General features: G+C 70.1%; 20 protein-coding genes and 3 pseudogenes. 17 read left to right on the top strand and 6 right to left on the bottom strand.

The window, feature by feature from the left end:
- Complete coding sequence (locus A0130_09275) at positions 1 to 288, top strand: hypothetical protein (protein ID ANF31840.1); 288 nt, start codon at positions 1 to 3, stop codon at positions 286 to 288.
- Here A0130_09275 and A0130_09270 read toward each other — a convergent pair.
- On the bottom strand, positions 285 to 965 hold the full coding sequence (locus tag A0130_09270) for a hypothetical protein (protein ANF33370.1): 681 nt from the start codon (positions 963 to 965) through the stop codon (positions 285 to 287). The two genes, A0130_09275 and A0130_09270, sit on opposite strands and share 4 nt — an antisense overlap.
- Positions 966 to 1058: 93 nt before the next feature.
- On the opposite strand from A0130_09270, the gene A0130_09265 reads away from it, so the two are divergent.
- From A0130_09265 to A0130_09250, 4 genes are all read left to right on the top strand, one after another.
- Positions 1059 to 2681, top strand: coding sequence for an amidohydrolase (locus A0130_09265; GenBank protein ID ANF31839.1), 1623 nt, complete (start codon positions 1059 to 1061; stop codon positions 2679 to 2681).
- Between the two features lie 53 nt (positions 2682 to 2734).
- The gene (locus A0130_09260; GenBank protein ID ANF31838.1) at positions 2735 to 4114 is read left to right on the top strand and encodes a Putrescine importer PuuP; all 1380 of its coding nucleotides are present in this window, start codon (positions 2735 to 2737) and stop codon (positions 4112 to 4114) included.
- Positions 4115 to 4146: 32 nt separating this feature from the next.
- Complete coding sequence (locus A0130_09255; protein ANF31837.1) at positions 4147 to 5274, top strand: SAM-dependent methyltransferase; 1128 nt, start codon at positions 4147 to 4149, stop codon at positions 5272 to 5274.
- A 214-nt stretch (positions 5275 to 5488) separates the two neighbouring features.
- Positions 5489 to 7012: an amino acid permease gene (locus A0130_09250; protein ANF31836.1), complete on the top strand. Its 1524-nt coding sequence runs from the start codon at positions 5489 to 5491 to the stop codon at positions 7010 to 7012.
- Positions 7013 to 7081: 69 nt separating this feature from the next.
- Here A0130_09250 and A0130_09245 read toward each other — a convergent pair whose 3' ends face one another.
- Entirely contained in the window at positions 7082 to 7432 is a 351-nt protein-coding gene (locus tag A0130_09245; GenBank protein ID ANF31835.1) for a hypothetical protein, read from the bottom strand.
- A 90-nt stretch (positions 7433 to 7522) separates the two neighbouring features.
- Between A0130_09245 and A0130_09240 the strand changes: the two are divergent.
- Together A0130_09240 and A0130_09235 are read left to right on the top strand one after the other, a co-directional pair.
- Positions 7523 to 9696, top strand: a pseudogene (locus A0130_09240) (ATP-dependent chaperone ClpB).
- A gap of 77 nt (positions 9697 to 9773) precedes the next feature.
- Positions 9774 to 10838, top strand: coding sequence for an IMP dehydrogenase (locus A0130_09235; protein ID ANF31834.1), 1065 nt, complete (start codon positions 9774 to 9776; stop codon positions 10836 to 10838).
- A 63-nt stretch (positions 10839 to 10901) separates the two neighbouring features.
- Here the strand turns inward: A0130_09235 and A0130_09230 are convergent, their stop codons facing one another.
- Positions 10902 to 11492 (bottom strand): nitroreductase, encoded by a 591-nt coding sequence (locus A0130_09230; protein ID ANF31833.1) that lies wholly within the window; start codon positions 11490 to 11492, stop codon positions 10902 to 10904.
- Positions 11493 to 11983: 491 nt separating this feature from the next.
- Between A0130_09230 and A0130_09225 the strand changes: the two genes are divergently transcribed.
- The 4 genes and pseudogenes from A0130_09225 to A0130_09210 all read left to right on the top strand — a co-directional run bounded on the left by A0130_09225 (position 11984) and on the right by A0130_09210 (position 17518).
- Positions 11984 to 13516, top strand: a complete 1533-nt coding sequence (locus A0130_09225) for a glycosyl transferase family 2 (protein ANF31832.1) — start codon at positions 11984 to 11986, stop codon at positions 13514 to 13516.
- A pseudogene (locus tag A0130_09220) lies at positions 13509 to 14995 on the top strand (hypothetical protein). The gene A0130_09225 and the pseudogene A0130_09220 overlap by 8 nt, the downstream one beginning before the upstream one ends.
- Before the next feature lie 32 nt (positions 14996 to 15027).
- Positions 15028 to 16428 carry a UDP-glucose 6-dehydrogenase gene (locus A0130_09215; GenBank protein ANF31831.1) on the top strand — a complete coding sequence of 467 codons (1401 nt, stop codon included), beginning with the start codon at positions 15028 to 15030 and terminating at the stop codon, positions 16426 to 16428.
- Positions 16429 to 16459: 31 nt separating this feature from the next.
- The gene (locus A0130_09210) at positions 16460 to 17518 is read left to right on the top strand and encodes a UTP--glucose-1-phosphate uridylyltransferase (protein ANF31830.1); all 1059 of its coding nucleotides are present in this window, start codon (positions 16460 to 16462) and stop codon (positions 17516 to 17518) included.
- Between the two features lie 84 nt (positions 17519 to 17602).
- On the opposite strand, the gene A0130_09205 is transcribed toward A0130_09210, so the two are convergent.
- Entirely contained in the window at positions 17603 to 17923 is a 321-nt protein-coding gene (locus tag A0130_09205; protein ID ANF31829.1) for a hypothetical protein, read from the bottom strand.
- Between the two features lie 37 nt (positions 17924 to 17960).
- On the opposite strand from A0130_09205, the gene A0130_09200 reads away from it, so the two are divergent.
- Positions 17961 to 18716, top strand: a complete 756-nt coding sequence (locus tag A0130_09200) for a GNAT family N-acetyltransferase (GenBank protein ID ANF31828.1) — start codon at positions 17961 to 17963, stop codon at positions 18714 to 18716.
- A gap of 12 nt (positions 18717 to 18728) precedes the next feature.
- Here A0130_09200 and A0130_09195 read toward each other — a convergent pair whose 3' ends face one another.
- A complete protein-coding gene (locus tag A0130_09195) occupies positions 18729 to 20516 on the bottom strand; it encodes a glycoside hydrolase (GenBank protein ID ANF31827.1) in 1788 nt (595 codons plus the stop codon).
- A gap of 52 nt (positions 20517 to 20568) precedes the next feature.
- Positions 20569 to 21579, bottom strand: coding sequence for a LacI family transcriptional regulator (locus A0130_09190; protein ID ANF31826.1), 1011 nt, complete (start codon positions 21577 to 21579; stop codon positions 20569 to 20571).
- A 206-nt stretch (positions 21580 to 21785) separates the two neighbouring features.
- Between A0130_09190 and A0130_09185 the strand changes: the two genes are divergently transcribed.
- The 5 genes and pseudogenes from A0130_09185 to A0130_09165 all read left to right on the top strand — a co-directional run bounded on the left by A0130_09185 (position 21786) and on the right by A0130_09165 (position 26867).
- Positions 21786 to 23093: a sugar ABC transporter substrate-binding protein gene (locus A0130_09185; GenBank protein ID ANF31825.1), complete on the top strand. Its 1308-nt coding sequence runs from the start codon at positions 21786 to 21788 to the stop codon at positions 23091 to 23093.
- Positions 23086 to 24068, top strand: a pseudogene (locus A0130_09180) (ABC transporter permease). The gene A0130_09185 and the pseudogene A0130_09180 overlap by 8 nt, the downstream one beginning before the upstream one ends.
- A 113-nt stretch (positions 24069 to 24181) precedes the next feature.
- A complete protein-coding gene (locus A0130_09175) occupies positions 24182 to 24994 on the top strand; it encodes an ABC transporter permease (GenBank protein ANF33369.1) in 813 nt (270 codons plus the stop codon).
- Positions 24991 to 25968 carry a hypothetical protein gene (locus A0130_09170; GenBank protein ANF31824.1) on the top strand — a complete coding sequence of 326 codons (978 nt, stop codon included), beginning with the start codon at positions 24991 to 24993 and terminating at the stop codon, positions 25966 to 25968. The genes A0130_09175 and A0130_09170 overlap by 4 nt, the downstream gene beginning before the upstream one ends.
- Complete coding sequence (locus A0130_09165; protein ID ANF31823.1) at positions 25965 to 26867, top strand: glycoside hydrolase; 903 nt, start codon at positions 25965 to 25967, stop codon at positions 26865 to 26867. The genes A0130_09170 and A0130_09165 overlap by 4 nt, the downstream gene beginning before the upstream one ends.
- The last annotated feature ends 70 nt before the right edge of the window (positions 26868 to 26937 follow it).

The raw sequence follows: 26937 nt of genomic DNA, 5'->3' as shown, positions 1-26937 counted from the left end.
ATGTCGACGACCGAGCCGTTCCTGCCGTTCCCCGAACCCGGCGACCAGCCGGACGCGCGCGAGCGCGACGTCGACCGTGATGTCGACATCCTGCCCGGTGAGGGCGACGACGCCGCCGGCGCGACGCAGGATGGCGACCCCGTCCGCGCGGGCGACCGGCAGCCGGCCTTCCGCACACCGCACAAGGGCGATCCCCTCATCCCGGAGTCGCTCGCCGAAGAGCTGAAGGACGCGTCCGAGGAGGCCGACGAGCGCGAGGCGGCCGAGGACGAGCGGACCGACCGCTAGCCCGCTGCCGCCGTCAGGCGGGCGAACCGGGCGCGCAGCCCGTCCAGCATCGCCTGCAGGCCGGTCTCGAAGGCCGCGTCCGCCGGGGCCACCTCGCCGAGTGCCGCCGAGCGGGCACCGTACGCCGACGCGAAGGCCGGAACCTCCTCCTCCACCCCGCTCGGGTCGAACATGTCGGCGGGCGCGATCGCGTCGAGCGCCGATCCGAGCACGAACGACTCGACCGCGACGAGCGTCGGCAGCACGTCGCCTTCCGGCCAGCCCGCGCGCACCATTGCCGCGACGACCACCTCGTACATCCGCATGGTGCGCAGCGCGCCGGTGAGCGGCAGGGTCGCCAGCAGCGCGATCGTCGGCGGATGCGCGGCGAAGGCCACGCGGTACGACCGCGCCCAGACGAACATCGCCGTATCCCACGGCTCGGTCTGGAACGCGCTCACGTCGATGCGGTCGGAGACGAGCTCCCGCACGGCCGCGATGACGTCCTCCTTGCCCTCCACGTGGTTGTAGAGGGCGCTGGGCCGCACCCGGAGCGCCTGAGCCAGCCGCGCCATGGTGAAGCCGTCGGCGCCGGACTCGTCGAGCAGGCCCAGAGCCGCGTGCGCGATGAGGTCGCGGGTGAGGACCGTGGTTCGCGGGCGCCCCGCCCGACGCGCCGGGCGATCGATCTCGGCCATGCTCTTCCCCTCCGGCTCGATCACACCCTAGTATCTGACGAAATAAAAGAACGTCGTTCATTTATCGGAAACAATTCAGGATAGGAAGGCCGCATGACCACGACCGTCTTCACCAACGGCACGATCCTCGCGAGCTACCGAGGCGACGCGGCCGAGCACACCGCGGCGGCGGTCGCGGATGGCCGCGTGGTCGCCATCGACGCCGAGGCGCTGGCGCTTCGCGGCGAGGCGGAGGAGACGGTCGACCTGCTCGGCGGCGTGCTGGCCCCGGCCTTCGGCGACGGCCACGCCCATCCCGTGCAGGGCGGCCTCGAGAAGCTCGGCCCGCAGGTGCGCGCCTGCACCTCCGTCGCCGAGATCGTCGCGTGCGTGAAGGAGTGGGCGGACACCCATCCCGAGCAGGAGTGGATCTACGGCGGCAGCTACGACGCGACCCTCGCCCCCGAGGGGATGTTCGACGCGCGCTGGCTGGACGACGCCGTGCCCGACCGGCCGGTCGTGTTGCGGGCGTGGGACTACCACACGGTCTGGTGCAACTCCGAGGCGCTCCGCCGCGCCGGGATCGACGCGAGCACGCCGGAGCCGGCGCTGGGCCGCATCCCTCGTCGCGAAGACGGCGCACCGCTCGGCATCCTGCAGGAGCCGGGGGCGGTCGACCTGCTGAGCCCGGTCGAGCCCGGCCGCACGCACGAGGAGCGGGTCGAGGCGCTGCGGCTCGCGACCGCCGAGTACGCCGAGCTCGGGATCGCCTGGGTGCAGGACGCCTGGGTCGAACCCGCCGAGGTGGAGGCGTACTTGGACGCCTCCGTCCGCGGCGTCCTGTCCACCCGCGTCAACCTGGCCCTGCGCGCCGACCCGGTCACCTGGCGCGACCAGGTGCCCGCCTTCGTGGAGTCGCGCCGCCGTGTCGAGGAGCTCGGCGATCCGCTGCTCACCGCGTCCACCGTCAAGGTCTTCGTCGACGGCGTGATCGAGAACCACACCGCCGCCATGCTCGCCGACTACACCGACACCCCCGGCGACCGCGGGCTCCCCAACTGGGAGGCCCGCGAGCTCGCCGCCGCGGCCGTCACCTTCGACAAGCTCGGCTTCCAGCTGCACCTGCACGCCATCGGCGACGCCGCCGCACGCACCGCGCTCGACGTGTTCGAGGAGGCGGAGCGCGTCAACGGCGCCCGCGACCGCCGGCCGGTCATCGCCCACGTGCAGGTCGTCGACCCCGTCGACCTCCCCCGCTTCGAGCGCCTCGGCGTCATCGCGAACTTTGAGCCCCTCTGGGCGCAGCTCGACCCGATGATGCTCGACCTGACCATCCCGCGGCTCGGATCCGAGCGCGAACGACTGCAGTACCCCATCCGCACCCTGCTCGAGTCGGCGAGCGTCTCCTTCGGGAGCGACTGGCCCGTCAGCAGCGCCGACTGGCGCCCGGGCGTCGCGACGGCCGTCACGCGTCAGACCGACGCGCGCGAACCCGAGGCCGGATGGACCCCCGCCGAGCGCATCCCGCTCACCGACGCGCTGGAGGCCTACTCCTCCGGCGTCGCCTACCAGGCCTTCGCCCGCACCGCCCGCGGCGAACTGCGTCCGGGATCGTCCCCGGACCTGGTCTGGCTCGACACCGACCCGCGTCACGTGGACCCGCACGACCTGCGATCCGTTCGCGTGCTCGGAACCTGGGTCGCCGGCGCCCGCCGCGCGGCCACCGTACGGAGCTGATACACCCCCACAACGCCCCCTGCACCACTCGAGAGAGAGGCAGCACCACCCCCATGACCACCACCGACCTGCCGCCCACCCAGCCGCGGCTCAAGAGGGCGCTCGGCCCGACCGCCCTCATCCTCTTCGGCCTCACCTACCTCGCGCCGGTGACCGTCTTCACGACCTACGGCATCGTCACCGAGACGACCGACAACCACCTCCCGTCCGCCTACGTCGTCGCGCTCGTCGCGATGCTGTTCACGGCGCTGAGCTACGGCGCGATGGCGCGCGCGTTCCCGGTGTCCGGATCGGCGTACACGTACACGCAGCAGACGTTCGGCGGCCACATCGGGTTCCTCACCGGGTGGACGCTGATGCTCGACTACCTGTTCCTGCCGATGATCAACTTCCTGCTGATCGGCATCTACCTCAACACGCAGTTCCCGGATGTGCCGGGCTGGGTGTTCGCGCTGGCGTCGCTGCTGCTCGTGCTGGTGTTCAACGTCCTCGGCATCACGCTCGTCAACAAGCTGAACATCGCGATCGTGGCGCTGTCGGTCCTCTTGGTCGTGGTGTTCGCGGTGCTGGCCATCAAGGAGCTCGTCACCAACCCGTCGTCGGAGACCCCGAGTCTTATCGAGCCGTTCCTGCCGGGCCCCGGCGGTCTCGGACCGATCTTCGCGGGCGCCGCGGTTCTCGCGCTGTCGTTCCTCGGCTTCGACGCCGTGTCGACGCTGTCGGAGGAGGCGAAGAACCCCAAGCGCGACATCCCGCGCGCCATCGTGCTCACGACGCTGATCGGCGGCGCCATCTTCATCGTGGTGTCGTGGCTCGGCGCCCTCGTCTACCCGTCGTGGAAGGAGTTCGCGAACCTCGACTCCGCCGGCGTCGAGCTCATGGCCAAGGTGGGCGGCACGTTCCTGACCTCGTTCTTCGTCGCGATCTACGTCGTCGGCGCCTTCGGGTCGGGGATGACGACCCAGGTGAGCGTGTCCCGCATCATCTACTCGATGGGCCGCGATGGCGTGCTGCCGCGGATCTTCGCCACGCTGCACCCGCGCTTCCGCACCCCCTGGGTCGCCGCGGCGGCCGTCTCGGTGGTCTCGCTGCTCGCCCTCGTGCTGACGCTCGAACAGGCGGCGACGATGATCTCGTTCGGCGCGCTGGCGGCGTTCTCGATGGTGAACCTGTCCGTCATCCGGCACCACCTCTTCCCGAAGGGCGGCCGTGAGCGGCCGACCGCCGGGGAGTGGTTCCGTTACGGCGTGCTGCCCGCGATCGGCTTCGTGCTGACCGTCTGGCTGTGGACCTCGCTCACTCTCACAACGTTCATCGTCGGACTCTCGTGGATGCTGGTGGGCGTCATCTACCTCGCCGTCCTCACCCGGGGCTTCCGCCGCAGGCCGCCGACCATGGACTTCTCCGAGAAGGAGGAGCTCGTCTCGGCCTGATCCGGCGCGCCGCCCGCGGCCGCTCTGCTTGGATGGAGTGCGTGTTCGAGTATGAGCGGCTGCGGCGGTGGCCCGATGTGGAGGCGCCGAACCTGTTCGCCTCCGACGCGGCCGACCGGCTGCTGGCGGACATCGCCGGCGACGCCGTCCTGCAGCCCGGGCTGGTCGTCATCGGCGACGCGTACGGCGCGCTGACGCTGGCGGCGGCGTCGCGCGGCGCCCGTGACATCCGCGTGCATCAGGATCCGCTGACCGGTGAGCGCGCGGTCGACGCGAACGCCGCCGCGCTGTCGCTTGCGGGGACCTACACGCACCACGGGCTGGACGAGTCGCTCGTGCGCGGCGCCCGGACCGTCCTCCTCCGCCTCCCGCGCAGCCTGGACGCGCTCGCCGAGATCGCGACCCTGATCGCCGAGCATGCGCCCGCCGATGTCGTCGTCTACGCCGGCGGGATGCTGAAGCACATGACCACCGCCATGAACGGGGTCCTCGGCGAGGTGTTCGGCTCGGTGGAGGCGTCGCTCGCGCGGCAGAAGGCGCGCGTGCTGACCGCGCGGGAGCCGCATCCCGCCGCCGCCACCGTGCTGGACCGCTGGCCGGAGCGGGTGCGCGACCCGGAGACCGGCCTCTGGGTGTGCGCGCACGGCGCCGCGTTCGCGGGGACGGCCGTGGACATCGGGACGCGGTTCCTCCTGAGCGTCCTCGAGGCTGCGATGCCGGACGCCCGCACCGCCATCGACCTCGGCTGCGGGACGGGGGTGCTGGCTTCCGCGCTCGCCGTCTCCCGCCCCGGGCTGCGGGTCGTCGCGACCGACCAGTCCGCCGCCGCCGTAGCGTCCGCGTCCGCCACCGCCGCCGCCAACGGCGTGTCCGACCGGGTGACGGTCGTGCGGGACGACGGCCTCGCCTCCCAGCCCGACGGCTCGGCGGAACTCGTGGTGCTCAACCCGCCGTTCCACATCGGCGGGGCGGTGCACACGGGTATCGCGCACCGGATGTTCGCCGACGCCGGCCGCGTCCTCGCCCCGGGCGGCGAGCTGTGGACCGTCTGGAACTCGCACCTCGGCTACCGCCCGGCGCTCGAGCGCGCGGTCGGACCCACCCGCCAGATCGCGCGCAACCCGAAGTTCACGGTGACGGCGTCGCGCAAGCCGGAGTGACCGGCGAGCGCGCTCAACGTGTGGCCCGGCGACTTCTTCCGTCGCGGATGAGAGGATTCACAACGTTTTCCGCAGGGCTATCGGCGATTAGGCAACCGGATCCGTCGAAAAATGCTTGTCCAGAACCGCGGATGTTGCTAACGTCCCCCTGTCGCAACACCGAGGTGCGCCCGAGCTCCGCCGCACCCGCGACCCACGCAGCCCAGGGAGAGCCATGACGCAGACCAGTTCCCGGCCGGACGCCCCGCACGGCGCCGAGCACGCGACGGAGGAGAACCACGCGCTGAAGGCGGACGGCGTCAGCGCCGCCGGCTCCATCGTCATGGCCGTGGCGGGCAGTGCACCCGCCTACTCGATCGCGGCGACCACCGCCACGCTCGTCGGCGCCGCCGCCCTCGGCGCCCCGGCCGCGCTGCTGTGGTGCGGCATCCCGATGCTCGGGATCGCGTGGGCGTTCCTCTACCTCGGGCGCCTCGACGTCAACGCGGGCGCCGCGTACTCCTGGGTGGCCCGCGCGCTGCACCCCGTCCTCGGCTTCCTGTCCGGCTGGGCGCTGGTCATCTCGGCGACGATCTTCATGGTCGCCGGAGCGCTGCCCGCCGGCGCGATGACCGTCACGCTCTTCGCGCCCGAGCAGGCGAACAACGTCCCGCTGATCACCGGCGTCGGCGCGCTCTGGTTCCTCGTGATGGCGGCGTGCGTGCTGTTCGGCGTGCACGTCACCGCCCGCGCGCAGTGGATCATGTCGGTGATCGAGGTCGGCATCCTGATCGTCTTCGCGGTGCTCATGATCGTGCGCGCCGCCACCTCGGCGCACGCCGGGCCCTCCTTCTCGTGGGACTGGCTGGGCTTCCAGCACCTCACCGGCCAGGGCGTGTTCGTCTCCGCCGCGCTGATCGCCGCCTTCTACTTCTGGGGCTGGGATGTGGCGGCCAACCTCAATGAGGAGACGAAGGACGGCCACAAGAACGCCGGCTCCGCGGGCATCATCGGCGTGATCATCGTCTTCCTGCTGTTCGAGGTGTTCACGATCGCGACGATGGTGATCCTGCCCGCGAAGACGATCGAGAACAACAGCGCCAACGTGCTCTCGGTGCTGGGTGACGCGGTGTGGCCGGGCATCGGCGGCAAGATCCTGGTGATCGCGGTCGCGCTGTCCACCATCGCCACCCTCGAGACCACCCTCATCCAGGTCACGCGCACGCTGTTCGCGATGGGACGCGACCACACCATCCCGAAGGTCTTCGGCAGCATCCACCGCCGCTGGCGCACCCCGGCGTTCGCGACGCTGATCGTCGTCGGGGTATCCATCGTGCTGTTCCTCGGCGCCAACCTGCTCGGCAGCACCGTCGGCGACATCATGTCGAACGCCATCCTGTCGATCGGCATCCAGATCGCCTTCTACTACACGCTGGCGGGCGTCGCGGTGGTGGTCGCCTACCGAAAGGTGCTGCTCAAGTCGATGAGGAACTTCGTCTTCATCGGACTGTGGCCCGCGGTCGGCGCGATCTTCATGGGAGTCATGTTCGTGCTCGGGATCGTGCAGAACTTCCAGGACGACGCGATCGTCGTGAACGTGCTCGGCCTCGGCCTGATCGTGGTCGGCATCGTCCCGATCGTGCTCTTCTACCGCAAGGCCCGCGAGTACTACTCGCGCCGCCCCTTCGAGCTCCCCGCCGACCTCGACGCCGCCGCGCCGCCGAACATCGACGACCGCGACCCCGCTGCCCGGCCCTAGGGAGCCGCCGAGCACAGGAAAAACGTCGTCGATCCACGAGGTCGGCGACGTTTTTCCTGTGCTCGGCGGCTACGGCTTGTCTTCATGACCCGGTCTCCGCGGGTTCGGGGTGTCCAGGAACGACAGGAAGAACAGCAGCGCCAGCAGGCCGAAGATGGCGAGACCCGCCAGCAGATCGCTGACGCTGAACGGGATGAGCGTGCCGTCGATCGAGAGCACGAACGCCGTCTCCACCACGCCGAACGCGAGGAAGAACAGCCCGAGCAGCACGCGGGTCAGCGTGATGTTGCCGCGGTGATGCAACTCCACCCGCCGGAACTCCACCATGAGCGTGAGCAGCAGCAGCGGCAGCACTTGGGCGAGCGTCGCCGCCGTCGCGCCGTCCATCAGGACGACGCGCAAGTCGGCCGGATCCACCATGCGCCCAGGCTACCGCCGAAAAAGTGAGCGAATGTGGGAACAACCCCTCGCGTCCCAAAGTTGAGCTTAGTAGACTCAAGTTTGCCCACAGAGAAATGGGAGAGGAACCAGATGGCGAACATGCAGGGTGCGCCCTCCACGCAGGAGGAGGCGAAGAGCGCGCTCGAACAGTACGGCGTGAACCTCACGGAGATCGCCAAGAGCGGCAAGCTCGACCCGGTCATCGGGCGGGACGCCGAGATCCGGCGCGTCAGCCAGGTGCTGACCCGCCGCACCAAGAACAACCCGGTGCTCATCGGCGAGCCCGGCGTCGGCAAGACGGCGGTCGTCGAAGGCCTCGCCCAGCGCATCGTCGCGGGGACGTGGCCGACTCGCTCAAGGGGAAGCAGCTCGTCGCGCTCGACCTGTCCGCGCTCGTCGCCGGTGCGATGTACCGTGGCCAGTTCGAGGAGCGGCTGAAGGCCGTCCTCAAGGAGATCAACGACGCCGAGGGCCAGATCATCACCTTCGTGGACGAGCTCCACATCCTGATGGGCGCCGGCGGCGGCGAGGGGTCGGTCGCGGCCTCCAACATGCTCAAGCCGATGCTCGCGCGTGGTGAGCTGCGGCTCATCGGCGCGACCACGCTCAACGAGTACCGCGAGTTCATCGAGAAGGATGCCGCGCTCGAGCGCCGGTTCCAGCAGGTCTACGTCGGCGAGCCGTCGGTGGAGGACACTGTCGCCATCCTGCGCGGGCTCAAGGGCCGGTACGAGGCGCATCACGGTGTGACCATCGAGGACTCCGCGCTCGTCGCCGCGGCCTCGCTCTCGAACCGCTACATCACCGCGCGGCAGCTGCCGGACAAGGCGATCGACCTGATCGACGAGGCCGCGTCCCGGCTGAAGATGGAGATCGACTCGGCCCCGGTCGAGATCGACACCCTGCAGCGCCAGGTCGAGCGGATGAAGCTGGAGGAGTTCGCCCTCAAGAAGGAGAAGGACGACGCCAGCAAGGAGCGCCTGGAGCAGCTGCGCCAGCGGCTGGCAGAGCAGGAGCGCGAGCTCGAGGAGCTGCAGGCCCGCTGGCGCGCAGAGAAGGCGTCGCTCAACCGGGTCGGCGAGCTGCGGTCGCAGCTGGAGGAGGCCAAGACGAAGCGCGACCTCGCGCTGCGCGACGGCCGCTACCAGGAGGCCTCCCGGATCGAGTACGAGACCATCCCCGGCATCGAGCGCGAGCTCGCCGAGGCGGAGGCGGCCGAGCACGACCACCCGCGCATGGTGAACGAGCAGGTCACCGCCGACGACATCGCCGCGGTGGTGGCGGCGTGGACCGGCATCCCCGTCGACCGGCTCACCCAGGGCGAGACCGAGAAGCTGCTGCACCTCGAATACGAGCTTGGCCGCCGCATCATCGGCCAGAAGAAGGCCGTGCAGGCGGTGGCGGACGCGGTCCGCCGCAGCCGCGCCGGCATCTCCGACCCGGGGCGGCCGACCGGATCGTTCCTGTTCCTCGGCCCGACCGGCGTCGGCAAGACCGAGCTGGCCAAGGCGCTCGCCGGGTTCCTGTTCGACGACGAGAAGGCCATGGTCCGCATCGACATGAGCGAGTACGGCGAAAAGTTCTCCGTCTCGCGCCTGGTCGGTGCGCCTCCCGGGTACGTCGGCTACGAGCAGGGCGGTCAGCTGACCGAGGCCGTGCGGCGACGTCCGTACTCGGTGATCCTCCTCGACGAGGTCGAGAAGGCGCACCCCGAGGTCTTCGACGTGCTGCTGCAGGTGCTCGACGACGGCCGCCTGACCGACGGCCAGGGCCGCACGGTCGACTTCCGCAACGCGATCCTCATCCTCACCTCGAACCTCGGCAGCCAGTACCTCGTCGACCCGACGCTGAACGAGACCGAGAAGGAGGAGGCCGTGCTGCAGATGGTCCGCCAGGCCTTCAAGCCCGAGTTCGTGAACCGCCTCGACGACATCGTCGTGTTCTCGGCGCTCAGCCAGGAGGAGCTGGGCGAGATCGTCGAGCTCGGCATCGACCGGCTGATGGCGCGGCTGTCCGAGCGGCGGCTGGAGCTGGCGGTGACGCCGGATGCGCGGGCCTGGCTCGCCGAGCGCGGCTACGACCCGATCTACGGCGCCCGCCCGCTGCGGCGCCTGATGCAGCGCGAGATCGAGGACCGTCTCGCGACCGCGCTGCTGGCCGGCGAGGTGCGCGACGGCGACCTCGTCCGGGTCGACCTCGACCGCGACGCCGACCACCTCACGGTGCAGGCCGTGCGCGAGTAGCGCTCCGCGCGAAGAGCGCCATCCACAGGGGCGCCGCCCGGCTCGGGCGGCGCCCTTCGTGCGCGTAGGCTCGGAGCATGCGTGCTGCTGTCATCCACGGGGAGCGCGATGTGCGCCTCGAAGAAGTCCCCGATCCCACCCTGTACACCGGTCCGAACGCCGACGGCCTCGACGCCGTCGTGCGCGTGGTCGCCGCCTGCGTCTGCGGCAGCGACCTGTGGCCCTACCGCGGCGTGACGCCGACCAACGAGCCGCACCGGATCGGCCACGAGTTCGTCGGCGTGGTCGAGGAGGTCGGCGCCAACGTCCTCACCATCAAGCCCGGCGACTTCGTCATCGCGCCGTTCTACGACTGCGACATGACCTGCGTGAACTGCAAGAACGGCGTGAGCACCTCCTGCCTCCACGGCGGCTGGTGGGGCTCGAAGGACCGCATCGGCGGCTTCGCCGACGGCGGCCAGGGCGAGCGGGTCCGCGTGCCGCACGCCGACGGCTCCCTCGTCGCGACGCCCGAGTACCCGCGCGCCGAGCTCATCCCGAGCCTGCTGACGCTGTCGGATGTGATGGGCACCGGCCACCACGCCGCCGTGTCCGCGGGTGTCACCGAGGGGAGCACGGTCGTCGTCGTCGGCGACGGTGCCGTCGGGCTCTGCGCGGTGCTCGCCTCCGCGCGGCTCGGCGCCTCCCGCATCATCGCCATGTCGCGTCACGAGAGCCGGCAGGCGCTCGCGCGCGAGTTCGGCGCGACCGACATCGTCGCCGAGCGCGGCGACGCCGGCGTGGCCGCGGTGAAGGAGCTGCTGGACGGCATCGGTGCGGACTGCGTGCTCGAGGCCGTCGGCACGAAGGAGTCGATGGACCAGGCCATCCGCTCGGCCCGCCCCGGCGGCATGGTCGGCTACGTCGGCGTGCCGAACGGCGGCCCCGAGCTGCCCGTCCGCCCGCTGTTCCAGAGCAACATCGGCGTCAACGGCGGAGTCGCGCCCGTGCGCAACTACGTCGAGGAGCTGCTGCAGGATGTGTGGTCCGGCGCGATCGAGCCCGGCAAGGTGTTCGACCTCGAGGTCCCGCTGACCGACATCGCCGAGGCGTATGCGGCGATGGATGAGCGGCGCGCGATCAAGACGCTCGTGCGCCCCTGATCCACCCCGATACGACGAAGGGCGGCCGCATCATGCGGCCGCCCTTTGTGATTTCCCTGGGGATCAGTCGTGGACGCGGACGATCCGCTCCAGCGGGTGCCGGGTGCGAGGCGCGCTCTCACGCTCGCGGAGCGGCTCCGGCAGCGCGTCCGCGTCGCCCAGGACGCCGAGGGCGGTGATCGAGACCGGCTCGAAGCGCTCGCCGACCTCGAAGGCATCGCGGAGCGCCGCCCCGTCGAAGCCGCCCATCTGGTGGGCGTGCAGGCCGTCGTGGTGGGCCTGGATGGTGAGGTGCGCGACCGCCTGGCCCAGATCGTAGGTGGCCCAGCGGCGCTCGCGGCCCTCCTCGTCGACCGTCTCCGCGAGGGCGACGACCAGGACGGCGGCGGAGCCGGCCCAGACCTGGTTGAAGCCGGCGAGGTTCTGAACGATGGTGTCGAAGGCGCCGGTCCCGCGCCGGGCGACGATGAAGCGCCACGGCTGGGAGTTGTTGGCGGACGGCGACCAGCGGGCCGCCTCGAGCGCCGACCGCAGCGCGGTCTCCTCGACGTCGGCGGTGGGGTCGAAGGCGCGGGGGCTCCAGCGCTCGGCGAGTGCGGGCAGCAGCGGCGCGGACGTCTCGGCGCCGCGCGTCGTGGTGTCGGCCAGGGTCACAGGGTCTCCTCGGTGGTACGTGATCGGTAGAGATGAGGCGGCTCCATTGCCGAGCTATGTCCATGTAAACGCATGGGAGAACGGGGTATTCCCGGCGTCCTTGTGTGAACGGGATATGTCGCCGGTGTAAAAGTTCGTAACCTTCGTCCGACCACATCCGGTCCCCCGAGCGGGGTACAGAATCGTCGCATCCCGGGCGTGCCGGATGAGCCGCATCTCAGCAAGCGCACAGCGAGCGAACCGGCCCCTCATCGGCGCTTTCTGTGGTGAGAAACCCTCGCTAAACGGCGGCTGCGCGCCCTCCTGAACGTGTCCGCACCTCTGCGGACACGGCTCGACGGGGGACGCTCCGACACGCCGTGGTGTCCGCCATGTGCCCCACTTGCGGGTCGCAGCCGCCCCCACGTAGAACTGTCTCCACCCGAACTCGACCAGATCCCCAGCGCTGCGGATGCCGCCCCCACGACAACCAGACTGTGAGAGGTCCCGCCGTGTTCATCTTCCTGCTGCAGATCCGCCATATGCTCGGCGGGCATCCCGAGTTCTATCTCTTCGCCATCTACTCCGCCCTGATCTGGGTCATCTGGATCGTCAAGGTCCTGATGTCGCGCCGGTACCGGGCATACACCGGTGAGTTCCACGGGACGACCAGCGTCGTCGTCCCCGTGGTCGACGAACCGCTCGACCTGTTCCGCGACGTGCTCGGCCGCATGGTCGAGCAGAAGCCGGGCGAGATCATCGTCGTCATCAACGGCGCCCCCAACCCCGAGCTCGCCGAGGTGTGCGAGGAGTTCGCGCCGCTGGTGCGCTGGGTGCACACGCCCATCCCGGGCAAGCGCAACGCGGTCATGATCGGGACGAAGACGTCGACCGGCGAGATCACCGTGCTGGTGGACTCCGACACGATCTGGACCGAGGGCACCCTGGCCGAGCTCGTCAAGCCGTTCGCCGACGAGCGGGTAGGCGGGGTCACCACCAAGCAGCGCATCCTGGAGCCGACCCGCAGCTGGATCACCCGCTGGGCGGACTGGCTGGAGAACTCCCGCGCGCTGTACTCGATGCCCGCGCAGAGCGTCGTCGGCCAGATCGGCTGCCTCCCGGGCCGGACCATCGCCTTCCGCCGCTCGATCCTGATGCGCGTCATGGACAAGTTCATGACCGAGAAGTTCCTCGGTGTGTTCCTCGAGGTCTCCGACGACCGGACGCTGACGAACCTCACGCTCAAGGAGGGCTACCGCACCGTCTACCAGCACACGAGCCTCGTCTACACGGACGCCCCGCTGAAGGTGAAGAAGCTGTTCAAGCAGCAGCTCCGCTGGGCGCGCGGCAGCCAGTACAACACGCTCCGGATGCTGCCCTGGATGCTCGGCCACGCCCCGGTGCTGGCGTTCTTCTTCGTGATGGACATCATCCTGCCGTTCATGCTGGCGGGCGTGATCGGCGGCTGGATCTACCGGTCGATCACCGGCGGCGGCTACAACTTCTACGAGGGCTTCCTGAAGTCCTACGGGATCGAGGGCGGCATCCTCACCGTCGTCGCCCTGATGGTCGCGTCGTCCGTGATCAGCATGTCGATCCGCCAGATCCGGCACCTCTCCGAGAAGCCGAGCGACTTCTTCCGCCTCCCGGTCTTCATCATCGTGTCGACCTTCTTCCTGATGCCGATCCGCCTGATCGGGTTCTTCCGGATGGCGCACGCCAGTGGATGGGGCACCCGCGCCGGTGCCTACGCCGGCGGTCCGGGCGAGATCAGCTCCGAGGAGGAGATCGCCCAGCACGCGACGGCCGGTGCGGCGTCCGGCCACGTGGCGCCCGTCCTCCCCGACTCCGTCGGCGGGATGACGACTGCGACCGCGCTCGCGACCCGCACCCAGCTCGCCACCCGAGCCGAGGTGAAGGCGGCCGCCGCCGCTCCGGCGCCCAAGCCCACGAAGACCAGTCGCCGCAAGCTCAACCCCTACGCGGCCATCCCGTACCTGATCGGAATCGCGATCCTGACCCTGGAGGCTCTCTTCCTTGTCTAGCCAGACCGCCCCCTCCAAGACCGCCGCCTGGTGGTCCGAGTCCAAATCCCGCTCGCAGGCGACCGCTGCGGCTGCCATCGTCCTGACGGCCGTGCTCGTCGGCATCTCCGCCTACGTGTGGGTGTCGCCGACCGGTGCGCCGCTGCGGAAGGCCGTCGACCAGGCCGCCACCGCCGTCACGCCGTTCGCCGCGCAGAACGTCGAGCTCAAGAAGAACCTCGACCGCGCCACCGAGACCATCGCGTCGCAGAAGGGCAAGCTCACCGCGATGCAGAAGGCCTCGCTCGCCGCGCAGGCGGCCGCGGCGAAGCAGCTGGCCGTCGCCCAGCAGCAGGCGGCCGCTGCCGAGGGGCAGCTCGCCAGCGTCAAGGCGCAGCTCGCCGCCGAGCAGGCCAAGGGCTCGTCGGGATCCGCCTCGGGTACCGGCTCGGCCGCACACAGCGGCGCCACCGGCGGCAGCAAGGGCAGCTCCGGCAGCTCCGCAGCCCCGATCACGGCGCCCGCCCGTGCCGACCTGGTGAACCCCGCCAAGCGCTACTACGGCATGTACACCGAGCAGGCGCCCTTCAACTGGGCCACCTTCGACGCCACGAGCAAGAAGGTCGGCGTCTCGCCCAACATGGTCGGCTACTTCAGCGGCTGGGATGAGAACTTCCGGGCCAACGCGGTCACCCGCTCCTGGCAGCAGGGCCGGCTGCCGCTGCTCACGTGGGAGTCCCGTCCCATCAGTGACGCCAACAACGTCGTCGACTCGCCCGCCTACTCCCTGCCCAAAATCATCGGCGGAGACTTCGACGGCTACCTCCATCAGTACGCGAAGGACATCGTCGCCACCGGTCTCCCGCTCGTCATCCGTCTCGACCACGAGATGAACGGCAACTGGTACCCGTGGTCGGAGTCGGACGGCAACGGCGGCACGGTCAACGGCAACAACGCCGGCGACTACGTGAAGATGTGGCGTCACGTCCACGACATCTTCCAGCAGGAGGGCGCCAACCAGCTCGTGATCTGGGACTGGTCGCCGAACATCGTCAACAAGCTGTCCCCGAGCCTCCGGTCGGCGGAGTACCTGGCCTCGCTCTACCCGGGCGACGACTACGTGGACTGGGTCGGCGTCTCCGGCTACCTCCGCCCGCCGTACTCGAACGGTCAGCAGTACACGTTCGACTACACGTTCACCCCCACGCTGAACATGCTCCGCGACCTCACGAAGAAGCCCATCATCCTCTCCGAGATCGGGGCATCCGAGATCGGCGGTCACAAGGCGGCCTGGGTGACCGACTTCTTCCAGGCGCTCGGCAAGCCCGAGAACCAGGACGTGATCGGCTTCAGCTGGTTCAACCTGGCGATCACCAGCTACGTGGGGGCGAACGCGCCACGAACGACTGGCGCATCGACTCCCGCTCCGACTCGCTGTCCGCCTTCATCGCCGGCATCACCCGGCCAGAGGACGACTTCGTGTTGACCCCAGCCCCCTGACCTCCCTCCACCGCACAGAAAGGTCGATCATCATGACCGCTCCGAAGAAGACCAAGGACCAGCCCGCTCCCCGCATCAGCGTCATCGGCACCGGCTACCTCGGCGCCACGCACGCGGCCGCCATGGCCGAGCTCGGTTTCGACGTCGTCGGCGTCGACACCGACCCCCGCAAGGTGGAGGAGCTGAAGGAGGGACGCGCGCCCTTCTTCGAACCGGGCCTGCCCGAGCTCATCCGCCGCAACGTCGCCGCCGGTCGGCTGACGTTCACCACCGACCTGGCAGAGGCGGTCGCCGTCTCCGACGTCCACTTCATCTGCGTCGGCACGCCGCAGCAGTCCGGATCCTTCGCCGCCAACCTCTCCTACGTGGAGGCCGCGGCCCGGGGCATCGCGGAGAACCTCACGCACGACGGCCTGATCGTCGGCAAATCCACCGTCCCGGTCGGCACCGGCGCCCGGCTCCGTGCGATCGTCGCGGATGCGGTGCCGGCCGGGATCGACGTCGAGCTGGTCTGGAACCCCGAGTTCCTCCGCGAAGGCAAGGCGGTCGAGGACACTCTCTCGCCCGACCGACTCGTGTTCGGCGGCACCTCGGCCAAGGCAGAGGCCACCCTCCGCCGCATCTACGAGAAGCCGATCGCCGAGGGCTCGCCGGTGCTCGTCGCCGATCTGCCGACGGCCGAGCTCGTCAAGGTCAGCGCGAACGCGTTCCTCGCGACCAAGATCTCGTTCATCAACGCGATCGCCGAGGTCTGCGACGCGGCGGGAGCGGATGTGTCCCTCCTGGCCGACGCGCTCGGGCACGACAAGCGGATCGGGCGGCAGTTCCTCAACGCCGGGCTCGGCTTCGGCGGCGGCTGCCTCCCGAAGGACATCCGCGCCCTCATGCACCGCTCGAACGAGCTCGGCGCGCACGGCGCGGTCGGCCTGCTCCAGCAGGTGGACGAGATCAACATGGGCCGCCGCCAGCGGGTCATCGACCTGGCCCTGAAGGCGCTCGGCGGCTCGGTGCTCAACCGCCGCATCGGCGTCCTCGGCGCCGCCTTCAAGCCGCACACGGACGACGTGCGCGACTCGCCCGCGCTCAACGTCGCGGCCGCGCTGCACCTCCGCGGCGCGCAGGTCGTGGTCTACGACCCGCAGGCCCGCGAGACGGCGCAGCGGCTGTTCCCGACCCTCGGCTACGCCGACTCGATGGAGGAGGCGCTCACCGGCGCCGACCTGACGGTCGTGCTCACCGAATGGGACGAGTTCACCACGGCCGACCCGGCGGCGCTCGCCGCCATCGTGCGCGGCCGCTCCGTCATCGACGGCCGCAACTGCCTCGACGCCTCCGCCTGGAACCGGGCGGGCTGGAGCGTCCACGCCATGGGCACCCTCCCCGAGGGCGCCCCGCTCGCGGACGACCTCGCCGCGCTCGCGCCCGCCCTCTGATCCGCCGAACGTCCGAACCCAGGAGGACACCATGACCAGCTACGTGACCAAAGCCGTGATCCCCGCGGCGGGACTCGGCACCCGCTTCCTGCCCGCCACCAAGGCGATGCCGAAGGAGATGCTCCCGGTCGTCGACAAGCCCGCCATCCAGTACGTGGTCGAGGAGGCCGTGACCTCCGGCCTCCACGACGTGCTGCTGGTCACCGGCCGCAACAAGAACGCGCTCGAGAACCACTTCGACCGCAACGCCGAGCTGGAGGACGCGCTGGCCAAGAAGGGCGACCAGGACAAGCTCCTCAAGGTCAGCTACTCCACCTCGCTCGCCGACATGCACTACGTACGTCAGGGCGACCCGAAGGGGCTGGGCCACGCGGTCCTGCGGGCCAAGATGCACATCGGGCACGAGCCGTTCGCGGTGCTGCTCGGAGACGACATCATCGACGCCCGCGACCCGCTGCTGTCCCGGATGCTGGAGGTGCAGCACGCGCTGAACACCACCGTCGTCGCCCTGATGGAGGTGCCGCCGGAGTCCATCCACCTCTACGGCGCCGCCGCGGTGGTCGAGACGGACGACGACGACGTTGTGCGCATCACCGGCCTGGTCGAGAAGCCCAGCCGCGAGAACGCGCCGTCGAACTACGCCGTGATCGGCCGGTACGTGCTGCGCCCGGAGATCTTCGACATCCTGGAGAAGACCGAGCCGGGCAAGGGTGGCGAGATACAGCTGACGGATGCGCTGCAGGGCCTCGCGACCGCGCCGGCGTGGACCGGCGGCGTGCACGGCGTCATCTTCCGGGGACGCCGCTACGACACCGGCGACCGGCTCGACTACCTCAAGGCGATCGTGCAGATGGCGGTCGCCCGCGAGGACCTCGGCCCTGATCTCCTGCCGTGGCTCAAGGAGTTCGCGACGACCGCAGGACCGGCCGAGACCGCACCGATCCCGACCTTCCCCGCGCTCACCCCCGCGGCGTCCGCCGGGAGCCCGGCGTCCGCTCCCAAGCCGGTCGTGGTGAAGCCGGCTGCCGCGAAGCCGAAGCCGAAGCCGGCCGAGCCCGAACTCGAGCTCGCGGCCGCCTCCGGCGCCTGACCAGCGCCCCACCAACCGGTCCCGACTCGCCGTCATGCCCGACCGCATGACGGCGTGTCGGGACCACTCGATTCGCGGCCGGCGTCAGTCCAGGCCGAGGCGCTTCAGGGTGTGGTGCACGGAGTGTCCCGGGTCGGTCTCGATCTCGTCGATCGCGATCGGGATGCTCGGACCCACGGCGAGCCAGACGAAACCGTCGCGGTGGACCAGCGGGACGAGGTCCGTCGTCCCGTCGCGGAGGATCGTCCGCACCCGCTTGAGCAGGGCGTAGCCCTCCGACGGCTTCGTCACGTACGTCTTGCGGCGGTAGTGGATGACGTGGGCGACGGTCTTCGCGCTGAGCCCGGCGACCTCCGCGTCGGTGAGGCCCTCGCCCGTCGGGCCTCGGGTGTCGGTGTCGGTCATAGCACGCACGGTACGCCGACTCCGCTAGCGTCGACAGGTGGACCTTCCCGACCCCGCCGCCCTCGACCGCCTCGCCGACCGGGGCTGGCCCGCCCTCGAGCGCACGCCCCTGCAAGGGTGGACGCTGCGCGCGTCCAACGGCGTCACGAACCGCGCCAACTCCGTGCTCACCGCGGGTGAGGTGGACGATGTGGCCGCTGCCGTCGAGGAGGCCGAGCGCTGGTACGCGGCCCGCTCGCTACCGCCGGTGTTCCAGACGAGCCCCGCATCGCCGGGCGCGCTGAGCGAGGTGCTCGCCGGCCGCGGCTACCGCGAGCACTCGGCCACCGACGTCCTGGTGGCCGACCGCGCGGAGGTCGCGCACGGCGGGAAGGCCCCGGGAGCCTCGGCGACCGCGCCTGCGTCGGCCGACAGCCCGAGCGCGGGGTGGCTCGACACCTGGTGGTCGGTGGATGGACGCGGCGGCCCGGCCGAGCGCGAGGTCACCCGGCGCATCCTGACCGGCGGACCGGCGCTGTACGCGTCGCACGGCGATCCCTCCGCACCGGACGCCGTCGCCCGCCTCGCCCTCGTGGGGGAGTGGGGCGGCCTGTACGCCGTTGCGACGCGTCCGGAGGCGCGGCGACGCGGTCTCGCCCGCGACCTCGCGCGGGCGCTGGCCCACGCGGCTTCGGAGCACGGCGTCGCCTCGCTCTGGCTGCAGGTCGTCGCCGAGAACGCCGCAGCCCACGCGCTGTACGCGTCGCTCGGTTTCCGCCGGGCGTCGGGCTACTCGTATTGGTCCCGGCCGTAGCGGCTCTTCGCCTCAGGCGCCGAAGATCGCGCGCAGCTGTTCGATCGGCGCCTTCGGGCGTCGGTCCTCGAACACCAGGCCGTTTGTCTCCTGCCCGGTGTCGGCCAGCTGGGTGTAGCAGTACCCGGCCAGCGGCGCCGCCGCGCGCACCGCGCCGACCAGCGCCCGCAGTCGCTCTACCAGATCGTCCTGGCTCGTCGCCGTCGAGTAGCCCCAGGCGTCTTCCGGGCCGTTCTCGGTGTACGAGATGCCGCCGAACTCGGTGAGCATCAGGGGCGCGTCGGTGCGCTGGGCCGCATCCACGATCAGCCGGCGGCCGGGGAGCGTGAACGTCGCACCGAGGATGCCCTCCCGCGTCGCGTACCGCTCTGCGACCCGGGCCGCGTCGTGGTCGTAGTCGTGGATCGACAGGATGTCGGACTCGGCGTGCTCCCACCCGTCGTTCGAGATGACCGGGCGCGTCGGGTCGACCGTCTTGGTCAGGTGGACGAGGGCCTTCGCGTACGACACCATCCGCGGGTCGTGCGCGAGGTGCTGCACGCCCCAGCTCTCGTTGAGCGGAACCCAGGTGACGATCGAGGGATGCGACCGGTCGCGGTCCAGGATGGCGGACCACTCGGCGACGCTGCGCCGCACCGCCTCCGGGCTGAACGCGTAGGCGGCCGGCGCCTCGCCCCAGACCAGGAGCCCGAGCTTGTCGGCCCAGAACAGGAAGCGCGGGTCCTCGTACTTCTGGTGCAGGCGGGTCGCGTTGAAGCCAAGGTCGAGGATGAGCTGCGCCTCGGCGCGCAGGGCGTCCGCGCCGGGGGCCGCGGAGTGCGAGCCCGGCCAGTAGCCCTGGTTCAGCACCGACCGCACATAGAAGGGCCGGTCGTTGAGCAGGAACCGGCCGCCCTCGACCGAAGCCGAGCGGAGGCCGAAGTACGAACTCACCACGTCCCCGGCCGCCTCCGGCGCCTGCAGCACGACCGTGGCGTCGAGCAGGGTCGGGTGCGCGGGCGACCAGAGGAGCTCCTCATACGCCTGCCCGTTGCTCTGACGGTGGATGCGGAACGGGATCTCGACCTCGCGGCCCGAGACGCTCGCTTCGACGGACGCCAGCGGCTCGGAGTCGAGCGCGACCGCGATCCGCACGGTCGCCCCCGCGGGAGCCGGACGGCTCAGCCGGAGCTGCGCAGTCACCTCGCCGGCGGGAACGTCGACCACCCAGTGCAGCTGCTCGATGCGCACCTCCGGCACCGCCTCGATCCACACCGGCTGCCAGATGCCGGTCGTCCGGTGATACCAGATCGAATGGGGGTGGTGCCGCCAGTCCTGCTTGCCTCGGGGCTGCGCGACGTCGGCCGGGTCGTCCTCGGCGCGCACGGTGATCGAGAAGTCCGCATCGCCCACCAGGTCGGTGACATCGAGCGAGAACGGCGTCGAGCCGCCTTCGTGGGTGCCGGCCGAGCGTCCGTCGACCCACACCTCGCAGGCGTGGTCGACGGCACCGAGGTTCAGGAGGATGCGCTCGCCGGCGGGCACCTCGTCGCGCAGCACGGTGCGCTGGTACCAGACCACCGGATGGAACCCGGTGTCGCCCACACCCGACGCCTCCGACTCGAACGGGAACGGCACCTGGATGACGTTCGCTAACGGGCCGGCCGACTCCCAGTGCTCGCGCCGGCCGCGGTCGTCGTCGTCGAACGCGAACGTCCACGGGCCGGACAGGTCGAGCCACTCGGCCCGGACGAGCTGCGGCCGGGGGTAGCGGCCGTCCTGCGCGGTGGCCGCGGCGACGGGGTGTTCCTGGGTGAGCATCCCCTTAGCATGCACGATCCGTGCAGCGCTGTAAAGTCGCTTTCCGCGGCGATCAGCTCCGTACGGGCGCGCTCTCACGGGTGACGAGCGAGAACGGCGCCAATTCGTGCCGTCCCATCCCGTCGAATCCGGAGACGCGCTCCAGCAGCATCTCCACCGCGCGGGATGCGAGGCCGCGCATGTCGGGCGCGATCGTGGTCAGCGACGGGTAGGTGACCGCCGTCATCGGGGTGTTGTCCCATCCCGTGATCGCGACGTCCTCCGGCACGTGGAAGTCGCGCTCCTGCAGGGCGCGCAGGGCGCCGATCGCCGCGAGGTCGTCGCGGCAGACCAGCCCGTCGAAGCGCAGGCCGCCGTCGATCGCGGCGCCGACCGCGCGCACGGCGTTGCCCGCGGACACCGAGACGCTCGGGATGAGCAGCTCCGGATCCGGGGTGATCCCCGCGTCCTCCAAGGCCTGCTGGTAGCCCGCGATGCGCAGCTTGGACGTTCGCGTCGTGCGGGTCGTCTCGTGGCCGGCGAAGGCGATGCGACGGCGGCCGTTCGCGATCAGGTGCTCCGTGGCGACGCGGGCCGCCTCGACGTTGTCGATCATGATGCGATCGAGCGTGAGGGGGGCCGCGTTCTCGCCCAGGACGACGACCGGGATGTCGGTGCGCGTCTGCGCGAGCTCGGCCGAGTTCATGACGCTCGGCTGGAAGATCATGCCGTCCACCAGGCCGGACTCGCCGGCCGAGACGACGGCGCGCTCGCCCTCGATCGTGCCCTCGGTCTGCTCGAGCAGGACGCGGTAGCCGCGCCGCTCCGCCTCGTCGGCGACGACGCGGGCGAGCTCGGCGAAGTACGGCAGGGTGACGTCGGCGAAGGCCAGCGCCAGCAAGCCCGTGCGGCCGGTCGCCAGGCGGCGTCCCATGATGTTCGGCCGGTAGCCGAGCTCGTCGATCGCCCGCTGCACCTTCTCGCGCATCTGCGGGCTGACGTGCGGGTAGTTCCGGACGACGTTCGAGACGGTCTTCATCGAGACGCCGGCGTGCTCCGCCACGTCCTGAAGCCTGACCGCCATTCGTGCGCTTCCTTCCGCGTCATGATCGGGATGTCCGTCGGGTCACTCTACAACGCACCGCCCTCCGCGGTCTGCACCGGGTTGACACCGGATATCCAGCGCTGTAAATTCGCCAGACATGCCGAGTGTACGGCTCAAGCACCCCCGATCACGCACAGGCACCAGCATCACAACCGCGTGAACGGCTCACTCAAGGGAGAGATCACATGAAGAAGCGATTCGCGGCACGCGCGATCGCCGTGGCGGTGACGGCGGGCCTCGGGCTCGCTCTGACCGCCTGCGGAAGCAGCGCCGGATCGGGAGGCGCCGAAGTCTCCTCCGGCGATTACACCGGCCCGAAGGTCACCATCAGCTTCTGGAACGGCTGGACGGGCGGCGCCGCCCCCGTGCTGGTCCCGAAGCTGGTCGAGAAATTCAACTCCGAGCACAAGAACATCGTCGTCAAGGACGTCCCGATGGAGTGGGCCGACATCGCCCGCAAGATGCCGCTCGCGGTCAAGGCCGGCAAGGGCCCGGACGTAGCGGTCGGCCACGGCGACGACATCGCCACCTACGCAGCCCAGGGCCTGGTGCTCAAGGCGGACAGCATCGTGAAGTCGCTCGGCTACAAGGCCAGCGACTTCCCGGAGGGGCTGCTCGACGCCGGCAAGTACAACAACGCCCAGTACGCGGTGCCGTGGAGCGTCACGCCGCTCGGCCTCTACGTCAACAAGGACGTGCTGAAGTCGGCGGGCGTCGACACGATCCCGACCGACAAGGCGGGCTACCTGGCCGCGCTCGACAAGCTGAAGGCCGCGGGTGTCCAGGGCGAATGGGTGGACGGCTACGTCTTCACCGGCACCTTCGAATTCGAGAGCCTGCTGTGGCAGTACGGCGGCGACCTCTTCAACAAGGACGTCTCCAAGGCAACGTTCAACTCCGACGCGGGTGTCAAGGCGCTCACGTGGATGACCGACCTCATCAAGAAGGGCTACAGCCCGGCCGATGTCGCGCAGGACGGCAACATCAACGCCCTCATCGCCGGCAAGACCGCCTTCAACTGGAACGGCGTCTGGCAGACCACGAACACCGCTTTCGACAAGCTGCAGTGGGAGGCCACGGCCGTCCCGCAGATCGGCGACCAGAAGGCCGTGTGGTCGTCGTCCACCCACTGGATGTTCATGAACAACAAGGGCCAGGACAAGAACAAGACCGCGGCCGCCGCGACGTTCGTCAAGTGGATGAACGACAACTCCGCCGACTGGCCCAAGACCGGTGAGCTCCCCGCCAAGAACTCGGTGCGCGACGACCCGAAGCTGGTGCAGGACTACCCGCACCTCAAGCCGTTCCTCGACCAGCTGCCCTACGCGCACTACGAGCCGATCGCGGCCGGCATCACCACAGTGGAGGCCACCATCACCACCGCGGTGAACGAGGCCGTCACCGGCAAGAAGGACCCGAAGCAGGCTCTGGACGACGCCGCCGCCAAGGCGGACACCCTGCTCAAGCAGAACAAGGCGAAGTACGGTGGCTGACACCGCTTCGATCGTGGCGCCCCGGGAGACCGGGGCGCCACGCCCGTCCCGCTCCGGCCGTAAGCCCGGCCGGCGTCCGGGTGCGCCCCGCCGCACCGGCGTCGCGTACCTGTTCCTCGCACCCTTCCTGGTGCTGTTCATCGTCTTCGTGCTGGCCCCGCCGTGTTCGGCCTGTGGATCAGCCTGACCAACTGGAGCCCGTTCCGGGTCGACCAGCAGTTCATCGGCCTCCAGAACTACATCGACCTCTTCACGCCGGGAAGCGCCACCTCGGCCGACTTCTGGCAGTCGATGCTGGCCACCCTCATCTTCACGGTCTGCAGCGTGCCGTTCCTGCTGATCATCCCGCTCCTGGTGGCCGTGCTGCTCAACCAGAGGATCCGCGCGGGCTCGTTCTTCCGCGGCATCTTCTTCGCGCCCTACGTGCTCGGCGTCGCTGTCATCGGTGTGATCTGGAAGTACCTCCTCGACACCCAGTCCGGGATCGTGAACCACCTGCTGGGGATGATCGGCCTGCCCGACAACATCCCCTGGACGGTGGATGTGCCGTGGGCGTGGGTGAGCCTCGTCGGCGTCACCGTGTGGTGGACGATGGGGTTCAACACCGTGATCATCCTCGCCGGGCTCAAGGGCATCAGCGCCGACCTCTACGAGGCGGCCGCGCTCGACGGCGCGGGAGCCGTGCGCCAGTTCTTCAGCGTCACGCTTCCCGGACTCCGCCCGGTCATGACCTTCGTGGTCACCATCACCATCCTGGCCAGCGCCAACATGTTCGGTCAGTCCTTCCTGCTCACGAAGGGCGGACCGGGCAACCAGACGCGCACGGCGATCATGTACATCGCCGATCAGGGCCTCTCGCAGAACAACATGGCCGCGGCGTCCGCGATGAGCTACGTGCTCTTCGTCTTCCTCGCGATCATCAGCATCGTCAACTTCCGCCTCCAGCGGGAGCGGGCAGAGAAGAGCGCCTCATGACGACGACCGCTCCCCAGAACAGCGCCGGCACCACGGGCGCCGGCACGACCGGCTCGGACAACGCCGCCGGCCGCGCGGTTCGCGCGCGCCGCAAGCCGACCACACAGGCCGCGCTGCGCAAGAGCGTGCTCTACGCGGCGCTGATCGTGATCGCTCTGATCGTGATCCTGCCGCTGCTGTGGATCCTGCTGACGTCGTTCAAGACCGACGGCGACGCCATCCGCAACCCGTACAACGCGCTGCCGAACCCGTTCTCAATGGAGGCGTACGCGACCCTCGCGAGCGGTCAGCAGCCCGTGTTCCGGTGGTTCCTGAACAGCCTCGCCGCGGCGGCGCTCCAGACGGTGATCATCCTGGTGACCGCGTCGATGGCCGCCTACGCGCTGGCCCGGCTGGAGTTCTGGGGCAAGCGGATCGTCTTCGGCCTGATCGTCGCGACGCTGCTCGTCCCGCCGGTGATCTTCCTCATCCCGAACTATCTCATCGTGCAGAACCTCGGCTGGCTCGACACCATCTGGGCGATCACCATCCCGGGAGCCGCGAGCGCGTTCGGCGTGTTCTTCCTGCGGCAGTTCTTCGTCGGCCTCCCGGCGGAGATCGAGGAGGCGGCGCGCATCGACGGTGCGGGCGACTTCCGCATCTTCCTGCAGATCGTGATCCCGCTGGCTCGGCCGGCGCTCGCCACGCTCGCGGTGCTGAGCTTCCTCGCCAACTGGAACGACTTCCTGTGGCCGGTCTACGTGCTGCTCAGCCCGGAGAATCTGACTCTGCAGCCCGGTCTCTCCCAGCTGCAGGGCGCCTACTCCACGCACTACGCCATCGTCATGGCGGGCGCCGTCATCGCATCCGTGCCCGTGCTCATCCTGTTCTTCTTCGCGCAGAAGCAGATCGTGGAGAGCGTCGCCACCAGCGGGGTCAAGGGATGACGGTCCGCCGGGCCGCCCTCGCGGCCGGCGCCGCCGCAGCACTGGCCGCCGGTCTCGTGGGCTGCTCGGCGGGGCCGTCGCCCGAAGCCTCCTCGTCGGCGCCCGCGGTCGCGCCCTTCCAGATCGACAGCGACTTCCCCGATCCCGGCGCGCTCGTCGTCGGCGACCGCGTGTACGCCTACGCGACGAACACCCCGGCGGTGAACGTGCAGGTCGCGACCTCGACCGACATGAAGAGCTGGAAGGTCAGCGACCAGGATGCGCTGCCCGAGCTGCCGTCCTGGGCGCTGCCCGGCAAGACCTGGGCGCCCGGGCCGGCCCAGCTCGCAGACGGCCGGTTCGCGCTCTACTTCACCGCGTCGGACGCCGCCAGCCGCTACCAGTGCATCGGCGTCGCGTTCGCGGACAAGCCCGAGGGCCCGTTCACCTCCACGGCCGACAAGCCGCTGGTCTGCCCGCTGGACGAGGGCGGCGCGATCGACGCGAGCGTCACGGCCGACGCCGACGGCCAGCGCTACCTGGTCTGGAAGAACGACGGCAACTGCTGCGGTTACGACACGTGGATCTCCGCGCAGCCCCTCTCGGCCGACGGTGCGTCGCTGAGCGGCGAGCCCACCCGGCTGATCAAGCAGACCGAATCGTGGGAGGGGCACCTCGTCGAGGCGCCCGTCATCGTGCGGCACGACGACGAGTACGTGCTGCTCTACTCGGCCAACGACTACAGCAACTCCTCGTACGCGACCGGCGCCGCGACAGCGAAGAGCCTGCTCGGCCCCTACGCCAAGGCGAAGAAGCCGCTGCTCTCGACCGAGGGATCGGGCGGCCGTTACCTCGGACCGGGCGGTGAGGACCTCATCAAGTTTCAGGGCAAGGACTGGATGCTGTTCCACTCCTGGGACGAAGCGTTCGCCTACCGCGGCATGCACGCGGTCCCCGTCACGTGGCGGGGCGGGCTGCCGGAGCTCTCGCGGTGAACGCGGCTGTTCGCGTGACCCGGCACTGGGGGCCGGTCTGGGATGGCTACTTCGCCGACCCGTTCGTCCTCCGACTGGCCGACGGCGGGTACGTGGCCTACGGCACCCATCCCGGCAGCGAAGGGGACCGGGTGTTCGAGGCGCTCGTCTCGACCGACCTGGAGGGCTGGGAAAGCGCGGGGGCGGTGCTCGAGCGGCTGCCCGCCGCGTTCGGCGAGGACTACTGGGCGCCCGAGGTCGCGGAGGCCGGCGGCGCCTACTGGATGTACTACTCGGTCGGCCGGGGCATCGAGGGCCACCACATCCGGGTCGCGCGGGCCGACGCTCCGACCGGTCCGTTCGAGGACCTCGGCGTCGACCTGACGCCCGACGAGGTGTTCGCGATCGACGCGCATCCGTTCCAGGATGCGGACGGCCGTCGCTACCTCTTCTTCGCCCGCGACGTGCTCGACCACGAGCGCCCGGGCACGCACCTCGCCGTCGCCCCGCTCGACGGGAGCATGACCGCGCTCGCGGGATCCGTCGTCGCCGCGCTCGCGCCGAACGCCGATTGGCAGCTCTACGAGCGCGACCGTGGCATCCACGGTCGCCGCTTCGACTGGCACACCCTCGAGGGCCCCGCGGTCGTCGCCCGCGACGACCGCTACTGGCTCACCTACTCCGGCGGCGCGTGGACCGGCCCCGGCTACGCGGTCGGCGTCGCCGTGGCCCCGCATCCACTCGGCCCGTGGTCGCACGTCGACCAACCGGCTCTGCTGCGCAGCGGCGGCGACCTGCGCGGCCCGGGCCACAACTCGTTGACGATGGCACCGAGCGGCGCCGACATCATCGCGTTCCACTCCTGGAACGCAGAGCACACTGCGCGTCAGCTGCACCTCGGCGCGGTAGCGTTCGGCTGAGCGCTCGCCGTTAAACCACGATGCCGGGCTGCGGGAAGACTAGGGTTCTTCTCACGGCCCGGCATACGTT

This window comes from Leifsonia xyli (genome assembly GCA_001647635.1).
GTDB classification, from domain to species: Bacteria; Actinomycetota; Actinomycetes; order Actinomycetales; family Microbacteriaceae; genus Leifsonia; species Leifsonia xyli_A.
The sequence above is the reverse complement of the archived record's forward strand: the minus strand, read 5'-3'. Positions and strand labels throughout refer to the sequence as shown.